Raw genomic sequence first — 22071 nt, 5'->3', positions numbered from 1 at the left:
AGGAAAAATAATAGTCTTTTACAAAAATTGTATTAAAAATAAATTATTTTGTTAATAAACATGTCATTAACAAAGGAATAGTACTATAATGTATAGATGATAAAAACTTTAATAAAAATTTAGTGGATAGGAGTTGTTTGAGTATGATAGATGTAAGTATTGATAAAAAACTTAAGGAAAGATGGCCTAGTGCTAAGTTAGGTTGTATCCAAGCAAAAGTAGCAGTAAATAAGAGTTCAGAAAAATTAATTAATGAAATAAACGAGTTTTGTGACATTTTAAATCAAAGTCTAACAGTTGAAGATATTACAAAATTGGATAAGATTAAAGATGCAAGAAATGCATATAAAGAACTTGGTAAGAATCCAAGTAGATATAGAACATCTTCAGAAGCATTAGTTAGAAGAATTATCCAAGGTAAAGGTCTTTATACAATAAATAATATAGTTGAAATAAATAATCTAATATCAATAAAATCATTGTATCCAGTAGGTACATATAATGTAAGTAAATTACATTCACCAGTATGTTTTACTGTAGGAGATGAAGGAGAGCAATATAAAGGAATTGGAAAGGAATTGATAAACATAGAAAATCTTCCTATATTATCTGATTCACTAGGTAAATTTGGAAGTCCAACTAGTGACTCTGAGAGAGCAATGATAACAGAGGATGCAAGTGAAATACTAGTTTGTATATTTTCTTTTAGTCAAGAATCTGATATTGAAGAATATTTTGACTATGCTAAGGAATTACTTAAAGAATATGCGGATGGAAAAGATATAGAAACTAAGATAATTAAATAGAATGTATATAACAACGTTATGTTAGATTGAAATATAATCTTTAAAAAATAAGTTAAGATGAATAAACCAATAAATAATTATTTTTGTAACTTTAAAACAAGTAGTTTAAAGTTACAAAAATAGATAGATATCCCCATGATTCCTAAAAGTATGGTAATATATTAATATAGCAGAGCCTATATTTAAGGGATTTGAAAGGAGGTATTTACAATAACTATTTTATCAAAAACATAAAATAGTATCATGAAAATAACTCTATATTTAAAAATGTAAATAATACTATAGTAATTTGGGTATATAAAATAAGGCAAACATGATTTTGTTTAAGAAGCAATAAAGTACATAGGTAATTATAATGTAAGGAAGGATTTAATTATGATTGATGGAAAAGAGGTAAAACAAGAAAGTGGGCAAAAAAATCTAAAAATTAAGATAGGTATAGTAGTAGGTGTTTTAGTTGTAGCTTATATAGGAATGGCAATCTTTTTTAGAAGTCATTTTTATTTTGGAACAACTATTAATGGAGTTAAAGCTTCAGGAAAAACGGTTGAGCAAGTAAATGACTTATTATCATCAAGTACTAGTTCTTATACTTTAAACTTGGAGGAAAGAAATAACAAGAAAGAGCAAATAAAAGCAAAAGATATAGAGTTAAAGTTTACACCAGATGATAAAGTCCAAAAGATAAAAGACAGTCAAAGTGCATTTGGGTGGATTGGTGGAATATTTAAATCTAAAGAGTATAATAATATGGTAACTCTTTCATATAATAAAGATTTACTAGAAAAGAAATTTAATGCTCTAGCTTGCTTTGATAGTAAAAAAGTTGTAGAACCTAAGAGTGCTTACCCTAAGTATGATAGTACTAAAAATGCTTATGCTATAGTTCCAGAGGTACTTGGAAACAAAGTAAAAAAAGATGATTTTTATAAGTTAGTACAAAAATCAATTAATTCTGGAGAAACTACTATTTCTTTAGATGAAAATAAGGTATATGAAGCACCAAATAATACAAAGGATTCAGAAAAATTGAAAGAAGCTATCAAGACATTAGATAAATATGTCGGTGTAGTTGTTACATATGATTTTAGTGACCGTAAGGAAACTTTAGATGGTGTTGAGATTAACAAATGGTTAAAGGTAGATTCAGAAAAGAATTATGAGATAAGCTTTGATAATGATACAATGGTTGAATATGCAAGAGGACTAAGCAAAAAATATAGTACTTTTGGAGATTCAAGACCATTTAAGACTGCAACAGGTAAAGAGATTACAATTTCAGGTGGAATTTATGGTTGGTTGATAGACAAAAATAAAGAAGCTAAAGCATTGGTTGATGTTGTAAAAGCTGGTAAAAATGTTACAAGAGAACCTATTTACATACAAAAAGCTGTATCTCGTAATAAAGATGATATTGGAAAGACATATGTAGAGATTAGTCTTTCTGACCAACATATGTGGTTCTTTAAAAATGGAGAGATGCTTGTATCAACAGATGTTGTAACAGGTGATTTAGGTAGAGGATTCGCTACACCATCAGGTATATATCCTCTTAATTATAAGGCTAGAAATGTTTCTTTAACTGGGCAAGGCTACAGTTCTCCTGTAAGTTACTGGCTTCCATTCAATGGAAATATAGGAATTCATGATGCTACTTGGAGAGGCTCTTTTGGTGGAGGTATATATAGATCTTCAGGTTCACATGGATGTGTAAATACTCCTTTTTCTAAAGCAAAGAAGATATATGAAAATATAGAACCGGGTACACCAATTATTTTATATTAGTGAATATATACGATTATAAGTATTAAGTGAAGTCATCTTAGTTTTTTAAGATGACTTTATTTTTATATAGAGGTTATTAAAAGGAGGAATATATAATGAATGAGAAGTTAATTAGGGTTTTAGAAGAAGCTAGGAAAGATGAGAAGTTCAAAATAGAGCTTATGAAAACAAGAGAACAACGTGATGTTATGGATTCGTTTTGTAAAGTTGTTGAATCTAGAGGTTATGATATAACAATAGGTGAACTTTTTTCTATAGGAGAAGAATATACATCCAATCTATTGAAAAGTGTAAATGGAGGAGCTGCATATCCTATTGAAGATTGGAGTGATTGGTACGAGGATTTTTTTGTAATGTTGTCGAATATATAATATATAAAGTAACTGGATATATTATCAATTTTAAATCAATATAACTAGTTAAAATAAAAATATCACAGGTAAGTGTAAATTTTATCAATCTTAGAAAATCTTAATTTATTTCTAAGTAAATATAAAAAATTAGGTTGAAAATAAGGTGACAAAAATCGATATGGCTTAATGATTTATAAAACTTAGATGAAATAATGTGAGATATTTCTAAAAATTCAAAAAAAACAATTAGTTTCAATGCCCTAAGTGTTGAAAAAACAGATAAAAATATTTTATATGTAATAAATAAAATTATATATAGAAAAAAATTGAAATAAAAATTAAAAATGTCGATAAAACGTTAATTTTAAAACAGAATAACGCTATTGACAAACCATATCGCTTTAAATTATAATTATTGAAAATAATGGTATTAAAAAATCATACTCATGTCATAGTCTAAAAGTAAGTCAAAAAAGGATATAAATCTAAGTAAATGCTATTCTAAAATATGTTTTATTAAGAGATAAACGTAAAAAAATATTAATTATTATATAAAAATGCTGTTTATACTTTAACAATGAGGTAGTAATCTAATTAGAATAAAAAAATCTAATTGGTTATATACATAGTAAAAAGGTAAGAGAGGTGATTTGGATGGCTTTTGAAATAATAAAAAGCATTGTTGAGGCAGAGCAGACAGCAGACAGTATCAAAGTAAAAGCTGTTACTGATGCAGAGTCTATCAGAGCTGATGCTGTAAACCAATGTGAAAGCATCTTTGCTGATGTAAAAAAGCAAGCAAAGCTTATGGAAGAAACTCTTATTGAGAAGGCAGTCACCGACAGTAAGGTGGAGGTTGATAAAATCTTAGCTGATGCTAAAAGTGAATGTCTGAAAATTGAAAAAACTGCTAAAGAAAGAAAAAGTAAGGCAATTGAAGCGGTTATTGGAAAGGTAGTGAGATAATATGGCAATAGTTAATATGAACAAAATATCTATTGTTGGCTTAGAAGCTCAAAAAAGCCAGATTTTAAAGCTACTTATGAACCGTGGGTTTGTTCAGATTGATGATAGTGCCTTTCTTACTGAGGAGGAGGAGTTAAAAAATTATCTTGTAAAAGATAGCGAAGAATCAGAAGTTATAATGCTAGAACAAAAGATGTCTCATGTAAATCAAGCAATTAACATTGTTTCTTCACTAGTGAAACAAAAGAAAGCCATGTTTGCACCAAAAAGAGAGTTTAACAGAATTGATAGTGAGAAAGAAGAGCAAATTTATGCTGAGGCTTTGGAGTTAAACGCTCTACATAAGGAGATAGGTACAATAAGGACTAACATAAATCTACTGAATAACAATAAAAATATGTTAGAACCATGGGTGAATTTTGATATTCCTCTTGAAAATATGGAAACTAAGTATACAAAAACTATACTTGGGACGGTGCCTACAAGTGCAAATATTGATGACTTAAGAGTAAAATTAGAAGATGAAATACCAGAAAGTGTCCTTGGAATTATTAATTCCGACAAGTTAATGAACTATGTTTATTTAATTACTCTGAAAGAAACTTTTGATAATGCTTTAGAAGTTCTAAAAGAATTTAATTTTTCAGTAGTTGCATTGTCAAATGAAGAAGGTACACCATCACAAGCTATTAAGAAATATAATGAAATGATAATTAGACAGGAAAACGTTTCTAAGAATAAAACAGAAGAAATTAAAAGCCATGCAGATAGTATACACATACTTGAAAATCTATATGATTTTTACACTATAGAAAGAGACCAAAAAAAGATTATAGAGAGGCTTGTAAAAACAAAAACAACATTCTGTCTTAATGGTTGGCTACCAAGTAAAAGAGCAGATGAGCTAATTAAAGAAATTACAGAGAAATTTGATTGTTGTGTTCAGACAGAGGAAGGGGATAAAGAAGAAGGTTTCCCAATTCTGCTTGAAAACAATAAAATTGTAACACCTTTTGAAAGTGTAACAAATATGTATAGCTGTCCAAGCACAAAAGATATTGACCCAAATACAATTATGACTTTCTTTTATGTTGTATTCTTTGGAATGATGCTGAGTGATGCTGCATATGGGATGATAATTGCACTAGCATGTGGATTTATTGTATATAAATCAAAAATGCAAAAAGGTGAAGGGAATTTAATTAAACTTATTGGTATTTGTGGAGTTTCAACTACTATATGGGGTCTTATATTCGGGGGTATTTTGGGGGATTTAGTTCCTATAAAAGCTTTAATCAATCCTTTGGAGGATGTTATGGTACTTATGGGAATGTCATTACTGTTCGGTATTATCCATATATATGTAGGTTTGGGAATTAAAGCATATACATTAATAAGAGATGGAAAGGTAATAGATGCAATTTTTGATATAGGTTTTTGGTATTTATGTATAACTGGGGTATGTCTACTTATAATACCTTTTGTTGCAGGAGATATAGGTGTATTTTCTGAAGTAGGAAAATATTTAGCAATTATAGGTGCTTTGGGTCTTGTTCTTACTCAAGGAAGAAGCTTTAAAGGTGTTCCTGTTAAGCTTTTTAAAGGGTTCTCAAGCCTTTATGGTATAACAAGTTATTTTGCTGATATATTATCTTATACAAGAATTATGGCACTTTGTTTAACAACAGGAGTTATAGGGCAGGTTATCAATCTTTTAGGGGCTATAGCTGGTCCAATATTTGCAGTTGTAATTGGTGTTGTAGGACACACAATAAACCTTCTTATAAATGCACTAGGTGCATATGTTCATACAAGTAGGTTACAGTATGTAGAATTTTTCAACAAGTTTTATGAAGGCGGAGGAGTTCCTTTTGTTCCGTTTAAGTATAAAACAAAATATACAAGCATTAATAAAAAGGAGATGTAAATATGGAATTTTTAAACGCGTTAGGAAATGGTCAATTTTTGGCAATATCAGGAGCTGCTATAGCAGCATTATTTGCAGGTATGGGTTCTGCTAAAGGTACTTCAATAGCAGGTCAAGCCGCAGCAGGTGTTGTAACAGAAGACCCTAGTAAGTTCGGTCAACTTCTAGTTTTACAACTTCTTCCTGGTACACAAGGTTTATATGGATTTATCATAGCTTTCCTTATTTTATCAAAAGCAGGAATTATTGGTGGAGACGCAATACCAACATCAGCTCAAGGTTTACAACTTCTTATGGCAGGACTTCCAATTGGTTTAGTTGGTTTAGTGTCAGGTATTGCACAAGGTAAGGCAGCAGCAGCAGGGGTTGGAATCGTTGCCAAAAGACCTGAAGAACTTGGTAAGGCTATAACATTTGCAGCGATAGTTGAAACATATGCTCTTTTAGGACTACTTGTTTCTTTCTTAGCTTACAATGGAATTGCAGTTGGTTAATTATAGATTATAATTCATAAGTAAAAAAAATGAAAAGGAGGAAGCACTCCTATGGGTAATGAACAAAAAATGATTGACAGAATTATAGCTGATGCCAAGCAAGAAGCACAAGAAATATTGGATAAAGCTAAGAGTGAGGCAGATTCAAAAATAAATTCAGCTAATGAAAAAGCTGAAAAGGAAATAGCTTCCTATACAAAGCTTGCAGAGGCAGAAGCAGAAAAAGCTGCTTCTAAAGAAATTTCAGGAGCTTATATGGAGGCTAAAAAACAAATATTATCAAAAAAACAGGAGATTTTAGAAGAAGTAATTTTAGAAGCTAAAAATAAACTTTTAAATCTCAAAGATAGTGAATATGAAGAGATTATATTAAATATGATTGAAAAATCAAACTGTACAGAGGACTCACAGATAGTATTATCTAAAAAAGACAAAAAAACATTGAAAGATATGTTATCAAAAAAAGGTATTAAAGTATCTGATGAAATTAGAGATATTACTGGAGGCTTTATAGTTAAAAAAGGTGACATTGAGTACAATTATTCATTTGAAGCCATAATTGCAGTAGAACATGAAGATATTGAGCAAATTGCAGCAGAAATTTTGTTTAATTAAGGAGGGGTTAAAAAATGGCAGAAGAAAAAACTTATCCCTATGCCGTGGCACGAATAAGAGTGCTTGAAAAACAGCTTCTTAACAGACAAATGTTTATTCAAATGGCAGAAGCCAAAAGCCCTGAAGACTCTTTAAGAATTATAGCTGAAGCAGGTTATGTGGATACATCAAATAATAATATCCATAATTTTGAGAATATTTTGACTCAAGAATTATCTAAGACATATGAAATTCTTAAGGGTCTAGCTCCTGAAGAAAAATTTGTTGATGTATTTCTTTATAAAAATGACTATCATAATTTAAAAGTGCTGATTAAAGAAGAAATTTCTGGTGTAGATGGTGAAAAATATTTGATTGATGGAGGTACAATTCCTCTTGTTAAGCTTAGAGAATCTTTAGCAAATCGTAGTTTTAGTGATTTACCTAATATAATGGCAGCAGCCATAGTAGAGGCATTTGATGTTTATAATAAGACACAAAATGGTCAGATGGTAGATATTGCTTTAGATAAAGCGACTTTTTCTAGTATGAAAGAGACTGCTAAAGAAAGCCAAAATAAATTTGTAATAGATTATGTTATGAAAGCTTGTGATTTAACAAATCTAAAAAGTTTTATAAGAGTTAAGAATATGAAGAAAGATTTCCATATGTTTATGAATGTGTTTGTTTCAGGTGGTTCACTTGATAAAGAAAAATTCTTAGAAGCTTTTTCTTCAGACACTCCAGCATCGTGTTTTAAATCTACTTCTTACTCTGATGTCTGTAAAAGTGGAATGGGTAATGGATTCACTGTATTTGAAAAACTTTGTGATGACTATCTTATGGAATATGTTAGAGAAGCGAAATTTAAACCTCTTACATTAGAGCCATTAATTGCTTATTTATATGCTAAAGAATCAGAGATAAAAACAATAAGGATTATTTTGACTAGTAAGCTTAATAATATAGACGCAGATACTATAAAAGAAAGGCTAAGGGATGCTTATGTATAAGGTAGGAGTAGTTGGAGATAAAGATAGCATCATGGGATTTTTAGCTCTTGGAATAGATATCTTCCCAGCCTATGATAGTGACGAAATTAAAAAAAATATACATAAGTTGGTTGAAGATGAGTATGCGATAATTTATATTACAGAACAGGCATCATTGCTTGCAAAAGAATCAATAGCAAAATACAAAGACTACCAACTTCCTGCTATTATAGTTATTCCAGGTATTGGAGGAAGTATGGGATTAGGTATGAATGAAGTAAGAGAATCTAGTAAACGTGCTATAGGTGCAGATATATTATTTAAAGAATAAATGGAAGTTGGATAAAAGACAATCTCAAATTTTATTAGTGCTAAAGGTATGTATTGATAAAATACAGGAGGGAGTATTTAAATTTTGATAAAGTATATGATTGCAGGTGAGAGAATATGAAAACAGGCACAATTGTAAAGGTGTCAGGACCGCTTGTTGTAGCGGAAGGCATGAGAGATGCGAATATGTTTGACGTCGTAAGAGTTTCAGATAAACATCTTATAGGCGAAATTATAGAAATGCATGGAGATAAAGCTTCTATACAGGTTTATGAGGAGACTTCTGGTCTAGGACCAGGGGAGGAAGTTGTTTCTCTTGGAATGCCTATGAGTGTTGAACTTGGGCCAGGTCTTATTTCAACTATTTATGATGGTATTCAACGTCCACTTGAAAAAATGTATGATATTTCAGGTACTAATATAACTAAAGGTGTTGAAGTATCTTCACTTGATAGAGAAGTTAAGTGGGAATTTAAACCTAAAAAAGCTGTAGGCGATAAAGTTGTATCTGGTGATATAATTGGTGGAGTTCAAGAAACAGCTGTAGTAGAATGTAAAATTATGGTTCCTTATGGAGTTAATGGTACTATAAAAGAAATATATTCTGGAGAATTTACTGTTGAAGATACGGTTTGTGTTATTACAGATGAAAAAGGTAAAGATATAGCTGTAACTATGATGCAAAAATGGCCAGTTAGAAAAGAAAGACCATATAGAGAAAAGAAAACACCAGATTCACTTCTCGTTACAGGTCAAAGAGTTATAGATACATTTTTCCCAATAACAAAAGGAGGAGTAGCAGCTATACCAGGTCCTTTTGGAAGTGGAAAAACTGTTACACAACATCAGCTTGCTAAATGGGCAGATGCAGATATAGTTGTATATATAGGATGTGGCGAGCGTGGAAATGAAATGACAGATGTTCTTCTTGAGTTCCCTGAATTAAAAGACCCAAGAACAGGTGAGTCACTTATGCAAAGAACTGTGCTTATAGCAAATACATCAGACATGCCAGTTGCTGCACGTGAAGCTTCTATATACACAGGTATTACAATAGCTGAATATTTTAGAGATATGGGATATAGTGTTGCACTTATGGCAGACTCTACATCAAGATGGGCTGAGGCTCTTAGAGAGATGAGTGGTCGTCTAGAGGAGATGCCTGGTGAAGAAGGTTATCCTGCATACTTAGGTTCACGTCTTGCTCAATTCTATGAGAGAGCAGGAAAGGTAAATTGTCTAGGTATGGATGATAGGGAAGGTACACTTACAGCAATTGGTGCAGTTTCTCCTCCTGGTGGTGATACATCAGAACCTGTCAGCCAAGCAACACTTCGTATAGTAAAAGTATTCTGGGGGCTTGATGCTTCTTTGGCATATAAGCGTCATTTCCCAGCAATCAACTGGTTAACAAGTTATTCACTCTATCAGGAAAAAGTTGATGTATGGACAGATAAAAATGTAAATGATAATTTCTCAGAGCAAAGAGCTCAAGCTATGAAACTTTTACAAGTTGAATCTGAACTTCAAGAAATAGTTCAATTAGTTGGTGTGGATTCACTTTCAGATGGAGATAGATTGATACTAGAAGTTACTCGTTCTATAAGAGAGGATTTCCTTCATCAAAACTCTTTCCATGAAGTTGATACTTACACATCACTTCATAAACAATATAGAATGATGGGACTTATATTAAAATTCTATAAGTCAGCACAAGATGCTATCAAGCAAAATGTTACTATAAATGATATTATCAAGCTTTCAGTTCTTGAAAAGATTGGTCGTGCTAAGTATGTAGAAGAAGACAGTATAGATGCTACTTACGATTCAATTGAAAATGAAATAGACAACGAGCTTGCAGACCTTATTAAAAAGAGGGGGGCTGAAGAACTATGATAAAGGAATATAAGTCAATACAAGAGGTAGCCGGTCCTCTTATGCTAATAAACGGTGTAGAAGGTGTAAAATTTGATGAACTTGGAGAGATTGAACTTTCAAATGGAGAGATTCGTCGTTGTAAAGTTCTAGAGGTAAATGAAGATACTGCACTTGTTCAGCTTTTTGAAAGTTCAACAGGTATAAACCTTGCTGAAAGTAAAGTTCGTTTTTTAGGAAAGAGTCTTGATTTTGGAGTTTCACCAGATATATTAGGGCGTGTTTTTAGTGGAATGGGTAAACCTATTGATGGAGGACCAGAAATTATACCAGATAAAAGACTTGATATAAATGGAGCTCCGATAAATCCAGCAGCACGTGACTATCCAGCCGAATTTATACAGACTGGGGTATCTGCAATAGATGGACTTAATACACTGGTTAGAGGGCAAAAGCTTCCTATATTCTCAGCAGCAGGTTTGCCACATGCTAACCTTGCAGTTCAAATTGCAAGACAGGCAAAAGTACGTGGAACTGATTCTAAGTTCGCTGTTGTGTTTGCTGCAGTTGGTATAACTTTTGAAGATGCAGATTTCTTTATAAGTGACTTTAAAGCAACTGGCGCTATTGACCGTTCTGTAGTATTCGTAAACCTTGCAAATGACCCAGCTGTAGAGCGTGTATCTACACCTAGAATGGCACTTACAGCAGCAGAATATCTTGCTTTTGACCAAGGTATGCATGTACTTGTTATAATAACAGATATTACAAATTATGCAGAGGCATTACGTGAAGTTTCAGCAGCTAAAAAGGAAGTTCCAGGACGTCGTGGATATCCAGGTTATCTTTATACTGACCTTGCTACAATGTATGAAAGAGCAGGAAAAATGAAAGGGCATGAAGGCTCTATAACTATGATTCCTATACTTACAATGCCTGAGGAAGATAAAACACATCCAATTCCTGACCTTACAGGATATATTACAGAAGGGCAGATTATACTTAGCCGTGAACTTTATAAAAAAGATATACAGCCTCCTATAGATGTTTTACCATCACTTTCTCGTCTAAAAGATAAAGGGATTGGTAAAGGGAAGACTCGTGAGGACCATGCAGATACAATGAACCAGCTTTTTGCAGCTTATTCAAGAGGTAAAGATGCAAAAGAACTTATGGCAATACTTGGAGAATCTGCACTTTCTGAGATTGATTTAATGTATGCAAAGTTTGCAGATGAATTTGAGAAAGAATATGTTTCACAGGGATTTAGAACTGACAGAACTATTGAGCAAACATTAGAAATTGGATGGAAGCTTCTTAGTATGTTACCAAAGAGTGAACTTAAACGTATTCGTGATGAATATTTTGAAAAATATATGCCTAAGGAGTGATATCTGTGGCTAGATTAAATGTAAATCCAACACGTATGGAAATGACTAGACTTAAGAAACTCCTTAAAACTGCTACAAGAGGTCATAAGCTTCTTAAAGATAAGCTTGACGAACTTATGAAACAATTTCTTGAGATTGTAAGAGAAAATAAGCGATTACGTGAAGAAGCAGAAAATGCTCTTGATGGTGCTTATAAAAATTTTATAATTGCAAGAGCAGTTATGAGTCAGGAGTATCTAGGTTCAGCACTTATGATGCCAAAGCAATCTGTTTCAGTAGATGTCTCTACTAAAAATATAATGAGTGTTGATGTTCCTGTGTTTGACTTTAAAACTGAAAACAATCAAAGTGATATTTATCCTTATGGTCTTGCTTTTACATCAGGTGAATTAGACTCTGCTATGGAAGCATTTTCAGCTGCTATGGAGCCACTTTTAAGACTTGCAGAAAGTGAAAAGAGTGCACAACTTCTTGCTCAAGAGATAGAAAAGACACGTAGACGTGTTAATGCCCTTGAGAATGTAATGATACCAAATTACATGGAGACTATTAAGTATATTGCTATGAAGCTTGAAGAAAATGAAAGAGCAAGTACTACTAGACTTATGAAGGTTAAGGATATGGTGCTTAAAAAGGCACTAGAAGAAAAGAAAAAAAATAATTTGGTTGTATAATTAAATACTTATAAAAATAAGTCTAACATTCTAATTTATAGAAGTTAGGCTTATTTTTATGTTCAAATTAAAAGTATAGATACTACAAAAACGAGATATTGTTTAAAAACATACTATAATTAATCAAAAATAATATATTTAACAAAAATTTCTAAAAATTAACGAACTGTTAATTTACACTTAACTTTATATTAACAAATTAGGTGTATTATATAAACATAAGCAAAAACAATAAAAAACAATTAAAAAAAGATAAAAACACGTAAAGGGGGAAGATATGAAAGAATTTATATTTACTTGTCTGTGTATTGTAGTAATTACATTTATGACAAGTTGCATATCAACAACACCACAAACTACTCAGGGAAAAGGAAATAATAAACTTACAATATATGCAGCATTAGAGGAAGAGCAAATAGCTTACTATATGGAAGGTTTTAGAGAAGAGCATCCAAATATAGATGTAGAGATAGTTATGGATTCTCATGGAGTAATAGCTTCAAAATTATTAGCAGAAAAAGATAATCCACAAGCTGATGTTATATGGGGTTTATCAGCAATGAATATGATAGAGCTAAAAGAAGATGGAGCACTTGAAGCATATAAGCCGAAAAATTATGATAAGGTTGATAAAAAATTCAAAGATACTGGAAAAGATGTATCTTGGGTAGGAATGAGTGTACCAGAAACAGCTATAGTAGTTAATTATAAAGAGCTTAAAAAATTAGGTATTGATATTCCTAAAAGTTATAAAGATTTGATAAAACCAGAATATAAAGGACTTATAACAATGCCAAATCCAGCATCATCTGGAACTGGATATCTTACAGTATCAGGACTTATTCAAATGATGGGCGAAAAAGATGCTTACAATTATATGGATAAATTACATAAAAATATAGCTACATATACGCATTCAGGTTCAAAACCGGCTAAACTAGCTGGCTCTGGAGAATATCCAATAGGTATTACACTTGGATATAGAGCGACACAGCAATTATCTAGTGGTGAACCTATAGAAGTAGTATTTCCAAAAGAAGGCTCAGGCTGGGATTTAGAGGCAAATGCCTTAGTTAAAAAAGATAATATAAAAAAAGAAGCAAAGATATTTTTAGACTGGGCAATGAGTGATTCGGCTATGAATAGATATTCACATGAAGTAGCAGTTACTTCTATAAAGACAGATAATCCAGTGCCAAAGGGGTATACTAAAAAGCCATTTGAACAGTTAATAAAGGAAGTTGATTTAAACTCTGCTGCAAAAAATAGAAGTGCAATATTGAAAACTTGGGAATCAAAATATGGTTCAAAATCTGAAAGCAAGTAAAATTTAAAATAAAAATATAATTATATAAGGGGAGATAAGATATGAGTTACTTAAAAATAAATAATGTGTTTAAAAATTATGACCAAAAAAGGGTTTTAAATAATATTAGTTTAGATATTGAAGAAGGTGAGTTTCTATGCTTACTTGGACCTAGTGGATGTGGTAAGACTACATTACTTAGAATAATAGCAGGTCTTGAAGAAGTAAATAGTGGAGCTATAATTCTTCAAGATAAAGATATTACAAACCTAGAACCATCAAAAAGAGGTTTTGGAATAGTGTTCCAATCATATGCATTGTTTCCAAATATGACTGCATATAACAATATAGCTTTTCCACTTAAAGAAAGAAAAGTTTCAAAAGAAAAAATAGATAATAAAGTTAAAGAAGTTCTAGAAATAGTAGGATTAACTCATGAAGCCCATAAATATCCTAAAGCTTTGTCAGGTGGACAACAACAGAGAATTGCAATAGCAAGAGCATTAGCACTTGAGCCAAAGTTTTTACTTTTAGATGAGCCAATGTCGGCATTAGATGCAAAGGTTAGACACAAGCTTAGAATGGATATTAAGAGACTACAAAAAGAACTTAATATAACTACAATAATGGTAACACATGACCAAGAAGAAGCTATAACAATGGCAGATAAAATTGCCATTTTAAATGGAGGAGATATAATGCAGATAGGAACTCCAGAAGAAATATACCAAAATCCTCAAAATCTATTTACAGCTCAATTTATAGGAGATACAAACTGTTTTGATAATGGAGATTCTATATTAACTGTAAGACCAGAATATGTTCAAATAGAGAACTCAACAAAAGAAAATTATCAAGGAATAATATCCAATATAGAGTTTAGAGGAAATCTACTAAGAGTGGAAATAAAAGACAAATTAAATGAAAATTTCATAATAAGTGATGTTTCTATAAAAGAATGGGTTAATTTAAATTTAGTAGAAGGTGACCTTGTAAAGATAAGTATAGACGAAAAATACTATTTAAAGTATCCAAAAGTTAAAGGAGCATAAATATATGAATAATAATGCTATAAGTTCTAAAAGTATAAGTCTTAAATCAAAAATGAATTTAGATATAAAAAAATGTATGCTTACAGTATTAGTTATGTCTTTAGTAATATTCTTATTGGCACCTATAGTATATCTATTTGTTCAGGCATTTTTAGATAAAGATGGAGTCTTTGTTGGATTACAAAACTTCCAAGAATACTTAGCTTCTGAAGCTTTGTTGAATTCACTGAAAAATACAGTATTCGTATCTATTATATCAACTGTAATATCATTAACACTTGCATTAGTGTATGCGTATGCATTAACAAGGACGAAAATTAAATTTAAAGGATTTTTTAAGTCGTTAGCGATGTTTCCTATGTTTGCTCCAACAATGATGCATGCAATAGGTTTAGTATATTTGTTTGGGAATCAAGGGTTAGTAACTAATTTACTTGGGATACATGTTCCAATATATGGAGCAGTAGGAATAATATTAGCACAAATTATATATGTATTTCCTCAATCATTTCAAATACTTTATATATCATTAAGTTCAACAGATTATAGATTATATGAAGCTAGTAACACTATGGGTATAAGTAAGATAAGAGAATTTATAAGCATAACAATTCCAAGTATAAAGTACTCTTTGATAAGTTCTGCATTTGTGTCATTTACATTATGTTTTACAGATTTTGGAGCTCCAAAAGTAATTGGAGGAGAGTTTAATGTATTATCAATAGATGTGTATAAGCAGATTATAGGGCAACAAAATATGCCAATGGGTGCTACTGTATCAATTTTACTTTTAATACCTGCAATAATATCATTTATAGTAACTAGAAAAATTGAAAAAAATCAAAATTCATATATAAATTCAAAGTCAATTCCATATAAAGTTAAATCTAATAAGTTAAGAGATAGTGTTTTTGGTGGGATTGTAGGGTTTATTGCATTTGGTATAATAGCTGTAATGCTAACTGTAATCTTGTCATCATTAATATCTGTTTGGCCATATGATTTGAGACTTACACTGGAACATTTCTCTATGAAAAATAGTATTGATGGCATTACACCATTTATAAATTCAATAAAAATGTCGCTATTGACAGCTATTCTTGGGACGAGCTTTGTTTTCTTATTTGCATATCTAAATGAAAAAACAGAAAAAGCTCCATATTTAAAATCACTTGGATATTTTTTAAGCACATTACCTATGGCATTGCCAGGGTTGGTTTTAGGTATATCTTATGTACTGTTTTTTAATAAGTTAGAGTTTAATTTTAAGGATACAATATACATTAAAAACTTATTCAATGGATTATATGGAACATTACTTATAATGGTTATATGCAATGTAGTACATTTCTTTTCAGTAGCATTTATAACTGCAACTACAGCTATTAAGAAAGTAGATAAAGAATTAGATATGGTAGCTAAGTCGATGGGAATAAACAGTGCATCAATTCTTAAGAATGTAACTATACCACTTTGTTTGCCAGCAGTTTTAGAAAACTTTATGTATTTTTTCTTAAACTCTATGGTCACAATATCAGCTTTAGTATTTATATATACTGCAAGTTCAAAAGTAGCTGCAATATCAATTGTACAATTGGATGATAAAGGTAGCACTGCACAAGCTGCAGCATTAGCAGTATTAATATTAATCACAAATATATTAGTGAAAGTAATACATGAATTCATAAAAAATCGTTTGGAAAAAAGAACAAATCTTAATTAAAGAAATTCTTAAAAGATTACAAATTTAAAAAGTCTATTCTTATTATTTATAGAATAGACTTTTTAAGTTTAGAATTAATATTAATCACGTGCTTTAAATTTCCTTTTATTATCATACATTTGAGAATCTGCACGATGATATGTATCAAATAAAGAAAAATCTAAATTCTCATCAAAGATAGCATATCCAATAGACATTGATAATTTCAACTCATTAGTTAAGTTTTCTTCAATTATTTTTAAATTGATATTATCTATAGTATTATTTATCTCTTCATGAGATGAATTCTTTAGAATGACTATGTATTCATCTCCACCAACACGATAAACCACGTGCTTTTTAGCTATAACATCTCGTATAATTTTACTTGCATGCTTAATGTATAAATCTCCTGTTTGATGACCAAATTTATCATTAATTTTTTTTAATCCATCTAAATCTATTGATATAATAGATATTAGATTTTTTAAACTTAAATTGTTTAAATTATTCATATCTATTTCGAAAGCATTTCTATTTTTTAGACCTGTTAAGTAATCTGTATTAGCAAAATCGGTATATGTAGGATTTGATATACGTTTAAATAGAACTACTGCAACCAATGCTGATATTAGACAAGTCAATAATGCTATAAGTGGTGTAACTATACTTATAAATTTAAATGTATTGTACTGATGTTTTGCTTCAAATTCAATTCCTATTACTCCAACAACTTTACCATCGTTATTATGAATAGGGAAGTATGATATGAATATGTATCCCCAGGATGTTTCTTTAATTTTTTTAGGTAGCAATATATTATTATCTAGTGCTTTGTTAAGATCACCCCAAATCTCTTTTTCTATCAAATCACCAGCATTTCTAAAATCACTTCTAGATGAATCCAAGCCATCAACAACATACACTAATGAGCCATCTTTTGTTTTTTTAGCAGTATATAGATACATAACTCCTGTGGTATTTTTTACAGATTCTAATAAGGTTTTAGAACTTTTATAAGAGTCTTTTGATTGGTCTTCTTCAGAGTTAATTTCAGTAAATGTATCTTTATCAATATTCTTTTCTACATACTCATATATGCGTCTAGACCTTTCACTCAATGTATATATCATATCATTGTAAGTTAATTGATAATTAAAAAAATATACACACGAAGAAGATATTATTACAATAATTGCAGTAAGTATTGAAACCTGCATATCAACTCTATTAAATTTTTTATTTATTTTCATATCTTAAATTTTTTGTGAAAAGAGCCTCCACAATCTCCTCATAATTAATATATATCTATAATTTTCACCATAACATATCTATATATTACCAAATATATATAAAAATTACAACGAATAAACAAGCTTAAAACGTTCAAATATAAGGCTTTTTAGAATTATAATATATTTTAATAAATATTTTAATATTACTTATATTATAAATGTTTTATTTATTAATATTTGCTATTATATCACATACTATATCAATTCTTTTAAATGGTGTAATAATATAATAACCATCCACATAGGGTTCAATTTCTTTTGCTATTTGAGTAGATATAGTAATAGCAAGTTTAGTAGAATCTTCTTTTGAAATGTCTTTGTACATGTCTATAATATTCTTGGAAACAGTAATCCCTGAAATCTCATTATTCATAAAGCAAGCATTTCTATAGCTTACAACAGGTATTATTCCACCTAGTATCTTTGCAGGCAGTATTTTTTTAGCTTTTTTTAGATTCATTAAAGCTTGTTCTGTTAAAACTGGTTGAGTTAAAAACATAGTAACTCCATTTTCTATTTTAATCTTAGCATGTTTAAGTTGGGAATCGAAGTTTATTGCATTTATATTTAATGCTCCAAATATATTAAAAGGTGTATTAAATGTATTTTCATTCAATGTTTTTATGTAATTTGCTAATATTGAAGAGTTAAAACTAAACATAGCTTTTATTTCGTCTCTTTCAGCAGATGGTATAGGGTCTCCAGTTACTACAAGTACATTATCTATGCTTTCAATATTAAGTCCTAAGAGGAGAGCTTTAGTTGCATTAATATTCCTATCTCTACATGTCATATGAGGTATAGGTGTAATATCTAATTCTCTCTTTATTTTACAAGCTAATAAACTACTGTCAACTCTTGCTCTAGCTATTGGGCAATCTGCAATTGTAATTGCATCAACTCCATAATCTTTTAATTTTTTAGCACTGTTCATAAAAAATTCAATATCTGTATCAATTGGAGGGTCTAATTCAACCGCTATAATTTTTTTGCCTACTTTAAGTTTCTCCACAAGTTTATTTTTTGATATTGGTTTAATTTTTTCCTTCGAAGAAATAACTTTTTCTATAGTAGATTCACATTTGTATGAAGAATTTATTGTATCAACAGTTTTTTTTATAAATTCTGGTGTTGTACCACAGCATCCACCTAATATACGGACTCCTTGATTTAGTATTTCTAACATTTGTTCTGAAAAATAGTCTGAGTTATCCTCAAAAAAAGTACGGTTATTGATGATAGTAGGATAGCCTGCATTAGGCATAATGGAAACTATACTGTCATTAATATCAACTGTCTTTATAAAATGTAATAAATGATGTGGTCCAGAGATACAATTAAATCCTAATGCATCTATGTTTTTATTCTTTGAAATAGATTCAAATACTTTTGTACCACTTTTTCCAAGTCTAGTAAATCCCTCAGGATTAACTGCAAATTCTGTTAGTATAAATGAATTTGGTTGTTTTTTCTTTATATAATATGAGATTTCTGGTATATATTCATCGCTACTAAATGTTTCAAATATAAAGTTTGTCGCACCAATCTCTAAAAATATATCTACTATTTTTTTATAGTCAGATAGTAAATCCCTATCATTTAAAGCAGGTATAGGACCTATGTCAGCAAACACAAATACATCTGTATTTTTTGTTGCTTCTAATGCAATTTCATATCCACTTTTGATAATATCTTTGACAGTTTTAAAATCACATTCTAATAGTATTTCATTGGCAGCAAAGGTATTTGTTTTAATAGCTTTACACCCAGCCCTTATATATTCTCTATGAATAGATAAAATTGTAGAGGCATCATTGATATTAGCCATTTCACAGTTGAAAGCGTTATTCTTTAGTTTAGAATAGTATGTTCCCATAGCACCATCAAAAACTAAAATAGAGTCTTTTATATATTCATTTATGTTCATTGATTCACCTCATAAGAATTTAAAATATTTTAAATATTAGTATATCAACCCCAAAAAAACTTGTCAATCTTTGGAAAACATAGAATAAAGAATTCTAATTAATTATAAGTTTATTATTTATTGAGCTATATCTACTTAATTGATGTTAAGATAAGAATTATAATAAGAATTGAGGAGATAATTATATTTATACTTATGAATATATATCAATTATATTTGCGATAGAGAGTTTAACTAAATAAGTTGATGAATCTAACTGTATAAATAAATTAAAAATTTTATAATATATAAGAGGTGAGAAATGAAAGATAGGCTTGATTTAACAGAAGGAAGAATTACAGAAAAATTACTTAAACTATCACTTCCAATAATGGGTACTTCATTTATACAAATGGGATACAACATGATAGATATGATATGGGTTGGTAAAGTTGGAAGCAAGGCGGTAGCTGCGGTTGGAACAGCTGGATTTTTTCCATGGCTTGCAATGGCATTTATTATGATTTCTAAAGTAGGCGGAGAAGTAAAAGTAGCACAAAGTATAGGAGAAAACAATATAAGTGCAACTAAATCATATATAAAATCAGCAATAGAAATAAATATTATGTTAGCAATAATATATACAATATCTTTAATAGTGCTTAATAAACAACTGATAGGTTTTTTTAAATTGGGAGATTTAGAAGTTATAACTATGTCTAGACAATATTTGATAATAGTAGCCTTAGGTATGGTATTTTATTTTATAAACCCAGTGTTTACTGCAATTTTCAATGGTCTTGGAAATAGCAAAACTCCTTTTTGCATTAATACAGTAGGATTAATAACTAATATTATACTTGACCCTATATTAATTTTCGGATGGGGTCCTGCTCCAAGGCTTGGTGTAGCAGGAGCTGCTATAGCAACTGTATTTGCACAAATAGTAGTTACGATGTGTTTTTTATGTATAGTTCTTAAGAGTAAAGAAGAATATTTTAGAATAAAAATATTTAGAAAAATAGAACTTAGATATTATAAAGTATTGTATAAATTAGGTTTTCCTGTAGCAGTACAGAATGGAATGTTCACAGTGTTTTCAATGTTACTAGGAGTAATTGTGGCATCATGGGGACCTGTTGCTGTTGCTGTTCAAAAAGTTGGTTCACAGATAGAAGCAATATCATGGATGACTGCTGAAGGATTAGCAGTCGCATTAGGGAGTTTTGTTGGACAGAACTATGGTGCTAAAAAGTACTCTAGAATAAACAAAGGATGTAAAATAGGTATAATTGTGTCTTCTATACTTGGAATAATAACTACTTTAGTATTAGTATTTGCAGGAGAGAGTATATTTTCTGTTTTTATAGATGAAAGTGAGGCTATAGAAAAAGGAGCAACTTATCTTAAAATCTTAGGATATTCTCAGTTTTTTATGTGTTTAGAGATAATTACAACAGGAGCTTTCAAAGGATTAGGGAGAACCTATATACCTTCTACTATAGTTACTATATTGACTGGTGCAAGAGTACCATTAGCGTACCTTATATCTAGACCAGAAATATTAGGCTTAGATGGTGTATGGTGGAGTATAACTTTATCAAGTATCTTAAAAGGGACACTGATGATAAGTTTATTTATATATTTATTGAAAATTGGAAAGTTGTATAAGATGCCTGAATAAAATTTAATTTATCTTAAATGTATAGACATTTCCTTTGTTTGTATATAAAATTATCTTATTATGTAAAAGATTTAATTAATGAGGAGTGAATTAAATGAAAGAGCCAATTTATAAAGTTATAGAAAATCATGTTAGAGAATTGATAAATTCAGACAGTTTGAAGAAAGGGGATTTAATCCCCTCTGAAAAACAGTTGAGTGAAGAGTTTAATGTAACTAGAATGACTGTAAGGTCTGCATTAAATAATTTAGTGAAAGAGGGATATATAGCTAGACAAAGAGGTGTAGGAAGTATAGTTCTTGCAAATAATATATATGATAATATATCATCTGTGAGTGGATTTACTAAAGAGATGGAAAGTAAAGGATATAAAGTATCTAACATATTGGTATCTCTTGAAATAGTTCAGGCAGATGAAGAATTATCAAGTAGATTAAATATAAGTCTGGAAGAAAATGTATGGGAAATAAAAAGAGTAAGATTAGCAAATGATGCAAGAGTTTCATATATGATTACTTATATGCCAGTTAAGCTATTTCCAAATTTAAATAAGATGCATTGTGAAAATTCTCTTTATAATTTTGTTGAAGAGGTGTGTGGATATAAGATAGCTATGTCAGAGAGAGAAGTACAAGCTGTAATATCAAATGAAGAGTGTATGGTTAACTTGAAGTTAGAGGAACCAGAGGCCCTTTTGTATATAAATCAAATTTGCAAGTTACAAAATAGTGAGGTTTTTGAATACTCACACACATATCACCATGGATATACTTTAACCTTGAGTGCTGTTGTCGAATAAAATTTAAATAAAATGAAAAAGTTTTCTTGAAATGTATATACATTTGATATATAATAATATCAAGAATTAAATGTATATACATTTAAAAATAAGATATATACATTAGAATAATAATTAGTAAAAAAGCATACTTTAAATGT

General features: G+C 30.1%; 19 protein-coding genes. 17 read left to right on the top strand and 2 right to left on the bottom strand.

Annotation, left to right across the window (positions count from 1 at the left end; translation table 11 throughout):
• Positions 1 to 143: 143 nt before the first annotated feature.
• The 15 genes from ACTG47_RS15940 (at position 144) to ACTG47_RS15870 (ending at position 16268) form a co-directional block, all read left to right on the top strand.
• Positions 144 to 806, top strand: coding sequence for a B3/B4 domain-containing protein (locus tag ACTG47_RS15940; protein ID WP_479925276.1), 663 nt, complete (start codon positions 144 to 146; stop codon positions 804 to 806).
• A gap of 375 nt (positions 807 to 1181) precedes the next feature.
• Positions 1182 to 2591: a L,D-transpeptidase family protein gene (locus ACTG47_RS15935; RefSeq protein WP_479925275.1), complete on the top strand. Its 1410-nt coding sequence runs from the start codon at positions 1182 to 1184 to the stop codon at positions 2589 to 2591.
• A 95-nt stretch (positions 2592 to 2686) separates the two neighbouring features.
• Positions 2687 to 2962: a Nif11-like leader peptide family natural product precursor gene (locus ACTG47_RS15930; RefSeq protein ID WP_479925274.1), complete on the top strand. Its 276-nt coding sequence runs from the start codon at positions 2687 to 2689 to the stop codon at positions 2960 to 2962.
• Between the two features lie 636 nt (positions 2963 to 3598).
• Positions 3599 to 3910, top strand: a complete 312-nt coding sequence (locus ACTG47_RS15925) for a hypothetical protein (protein ID WP_021385841.1) — start codon at positions 3599 to 3601, stop codon at positions 3908 to 3910.
• Position 3911: 1 nt separating this feature from the next.
• Positions 3912 to 5837 carry a V-type ATP synthase subunit I gene (locus tag ACTG47_RS15920; protein WP_479925273.1) on the top strand — a complete coding sequence of 642 codons (1926 nt, stop codon included), beginning with the start codon at positions 3912 to 3914 and terminating at the stop codon, positions 5835 to 5837.
• A 2-nt stretch (positions 5838 to 5839) separates the two neighbouring features.
• Positions 5840 to 6331, top strand: a complete 492-nt coding sequence (locus tag ACTG47_RS15915; RefSeq protein WP_021385913.1) for a V-type ATP synthase subunit K — start codon at positions 5840 to 5842, stop codon at positions 6329 to 6331.
• Between the two features lie 51 nt (positions 6332 to 6382).
• Entirely contained in the window at positions 6383 to 6946 is a 564-nt protein-coding gene (locus ACTG47_RS15910) for a V-type ATP synthase subunit E (protein WP_479925272.1), read from the top strand.
• Between the two features lie 14 nt (positions 6947 to 6960).
• Complete coding sequence (locus tag ACTG47_RS15905; protein ID WP_479925271.1) at positions 6961 to 7938, top strand: V-type ATP synthase subunit C; 978 nt, start codon at positions 6961 to 6963, stop codon at positions 7936 to 7938.
• The gene (locus ACTG47_RS15900; protein ID WP_479925270.1) at positions 7931 to 8248 is read left to right on the top strand and encodes a V-type ATP synthase subunit F; all 318 of its coding nucleotides are present in this window, start codon (positions 7931 to 7933) and stop codon (positions 8246 to 8248) included. The genes ACTG47_RS15905 and ACTG47_RS15900 overlap by 8 nt, the downstream gene beginning before the upstream one ends.
• Positions 8249 to 8364: 116 nt before the next feature.
• Positions 8365 to 10143, top strand: a complete 1779-nt coding sequence (locus ACTG47_RS15895; RefSeq protein WP_479925269.1) for a V-type ATP synthase subunit A — start codon at positions 8365 to 8367, stop codon at positions 10141 to 10143.
• Entirely contained in the window at positions 10140 to 11513 is a 1374-nt protein-coding gene (locus ACTG47_RS15890; protein ID WP_054271483.1) for a V-type ATP synthase subunit B, read from the top strand. The genes ACTG47_RS15895 and ACTG47_RS15890 overlap by 4 nt, the downstream gene beginning before the upstream one ends.
• Before the next feature lie 5 nt (positions 11514 to 11518).
• Entirely contained in the window at positions 11519 to 12187 is a 669-nt protein-coding gene (locus ACTG47_RS15885; RefSeq protein ID WP_169465209.1) for a V-type ATP synthase subunit D, read from the top strand.
• Between the two features lie 277 nt (positions 12188 to 12464).
• Positions 12465 to 13514, top strand: a complete 1050-nt coding sequence (locus tag ACTG47_RS15880) for a putative 2-aminoethylphosphonate ABC transporter substrate-binding protein (protein WP_479925268.1) — start codon at positions 12465 to 12467, stop codon at positions 13512 to 13514.
• A 41-nt stretch (positions 13515 to 13555) separates the two neighbouring features.
• Positions 13556 to 14545, top strand: coding sequence for an ABC transporter ATP-binding protein (locus tag ACTG47_RS15875; RefSeq protein ID WP_479925267.1), 990 nt, complete (start codon positions 13556 to 13558; stop codon positions 14543 to 14545).
• A 4-nt stretch (positions 14546 to 14549) separates the two neighbouring features.
• The gene (locus ACTG47_RS15870) at positions 14550 to 16268 is read left to right on the top strand and encodes a putative 2-aminoethylphosphonate ABC transporter permease subunit (RefSeq protein WP_479925266.1); all 1719 of its coding nucleotides are present in this window, start codon (positions 14550 to 14552) and stop codon (positions 16266 to 16268) included.
• Between the two features lie 80 nt (positions 16269 to 16348).
• Here the strand turns inward: ACTG47_RS15870 and ACTG47_RS15865 are convergent, their stop codons facing one another.
• Positions 16349 to 17500: a GGDEF domain-containing protein gene (locus tag ACTG47_RS15865; RefSeq protein ID WP_479925265.1), complete on the bottom strand. Its 1152-nt coding sequence runs from the start codon at positions 17498 to 17500 to the stop codon at positions 16349 to 16351.
• A gap of 205 nt (positions 17501 to 17705) precedes the next feature.
• Positions 17706 to 19469 carry a bifunctional homocysteine S-methyltransferase/methylenetetrahydrofolate reductase gene (locus ACTG47_RS15860; protein ID WP_479925264.1) on the bottom strand — a complete coding sequence of 588 codons (1764 nt, stop codon included), beginning with the start codon at positions 19467 to 19469 and terminating at the stop codon, positions 17706 to 17708.
• A gap of 301 nt (positions 19470 to 19770) precedes the next feature.
• Here ACTG47_RS15860 and ACTG47_RS15855 point away from each other — a divergent pair, with 301 nt between their 5' ends.
• Positions 19771 to 21132 (top strand): MATE family efflux transporter, encoded by a 1362-nt coding sequence (locus ACTG47_RS15855; protein ID WP_479925263.1) that lies wholly within the window; start codon positions 19771 to 19773, stop codon positions 21130 to 21132.
• A gap of 94 nt (positions 21133 to 21226) precedes the next feature.
• Entirely contained in the window at positions 21227 to 21931 is a 705-nt protein-coding gene (locus tag ACTG47_RS15850; RefSeq protein WP_054271475.1) for a GntR family transcriptional regulator, read from the top strand.
• Positions 21932 to 22071: the final 140 nt, after the last annotated feature.

This window comes from Clostridioides sp. LIBA-6622 (assembly GCF_056716095.1).
The sequence above is the reverse complement of the archived record's forward strand: the minus strand, read 5'-3'. Positions and strand labels throughout refer to the sequence as shown.

What these genes read in the sequence shown, in the direction of transcription:
- ACTG47_RS15940 (WP_479925276.1), top strand. Translation starts at nt 144, where the DNA reads ATGATAGATGTAAGTATTGATAAAAAACTTAAGGAAAGATGGCCTAGT.
- ACTG47_RS15935 (WP_479925275.1), top strand. Translation starts at nt 1,182, where the DNA reads ATGATTGATGGAAAAGAGGTAAAACAAGAAAGTGGGCAAAAAAATCTA.
- ACTG47_RS15930 (WP_479925274.1), top strand. Translation starts at nt 2,687, where the DNA reads ATGAATGAGAAGTTAATTAGGGTTTTAGAAGAAGCTAGGAAAGATGAG.
- ACTG47_RS15925 (WP_021385841.1), top strand. Translation starts at nt 3,599, where the DNA reads ATGGCTTTTGAAATAATAAAAAGCATTGTTGAGGCAGAGCAGACAGCA.
- ACTG47_RS15920 (WP_479925273.1), top strand. Translation starts at nt 3,912, where the DNA reads ATGGCAATAGTTAATATGAACAAAATATCTATTGTTGGCTTAGAAGCT.
- ACTG47_RS15915 (WP_021385913.1), top strand. Translation starts at nt 5,840, where the DNA reads ATGGAATTTTTAAACGCGTTAGGAAATGGTCAATTTTTGGCAATATCA.
- ACTG47_RS15910 (WP_479925272.1), top strand. Translation starts at nt 6,383, where the DNA reads ATGGGTAATGAACAAAAAATGATTGACAGAATTATAGCTGATGCCAAG.
- ACTG47_RS15905 (WP_479925271.1), top strand. Translation starts at nt 6,961, where the DNA reads ATGGCAGAAGAAAAAACTTATCCCTATGCCGTGGCACGAATAAGAGTG.
- ACTG47_RS15900 (WP_479925270.1), top strand. Translation starts at nt 7,931, where the DNA reads ATGTATAAGGTAGGAGTAGTTGGAGATAAAGATAGCATCATGGGATTT.
- ACTG47_RS15895 (WP_479925269.1), top strand. Translation starts at nt 8,365, where the DNA reads ATGAAAACAGGCACAATTGTAAAGGTGTCAGGACCGCTTGTTGTAGCG.
- ACTG47_RS15890 (WP_054271483.1), top strand. Translation starts at nt 10,140, where the DNA reads ATGATAAAGGAATATAAGTCAATACAAGAGGTAGCCGGTCCTCTTATG.
- ACTG47_RS15880 (WP_479925268.1), top strand. Translation starts at nt 12,465, where the DNA reads ATGAAAGAATTTATATTTACTTGTCTGTGTATTGTAGTAATTACATTT.
- ACTG47_RS15875 (WP_479925267.1), top strand. Translation starts at nt 13,556, where the DNA reads ATGAGTTACTTAAAAATAAATAATGTGTTTAAAAATTATGACCAAAAA.
- ACTG47_RS15870 (WP_479925266.1), top strand. Translation starts at nt 14,550, where the DNA reads ATGAATAATAATGCTATAAGTTCTAAAAGTATAAGTCTTAAATCAAAA.
- ACTG47_RS15865 (WP_479925265.1), bottom strand. Translation starts at nt 17,500, where the DNA reads ATGAAAATAAATAAAAAATTTAATAGAGTTGATATGCAGGTTTCAATA.
- ACTG47_RS15860 (WP_479925264.1), bottom strand. Translation starts at nt 19,469, where the DNA reads ATGAACATAAATGAATATATAAAAGACTCTATTTTAGTTTTTGATGGT.
- ACTG47_RS15855 (WP_479925263.1), top strand. Translation starts at nt 19,771, where the DNA reads ATGAAAGATAGGCTTGATTTAACAGAAGGAAGAATTACAGAAAAATTA.
- ACTG47_RS15850 (WP_054271475.1), top strand. Translation starts at nt 21,227, where the DNA reads ATGAAAGAGCCAATTTATAAAGTTATAGAAAATCATGTTAGAGAATTG.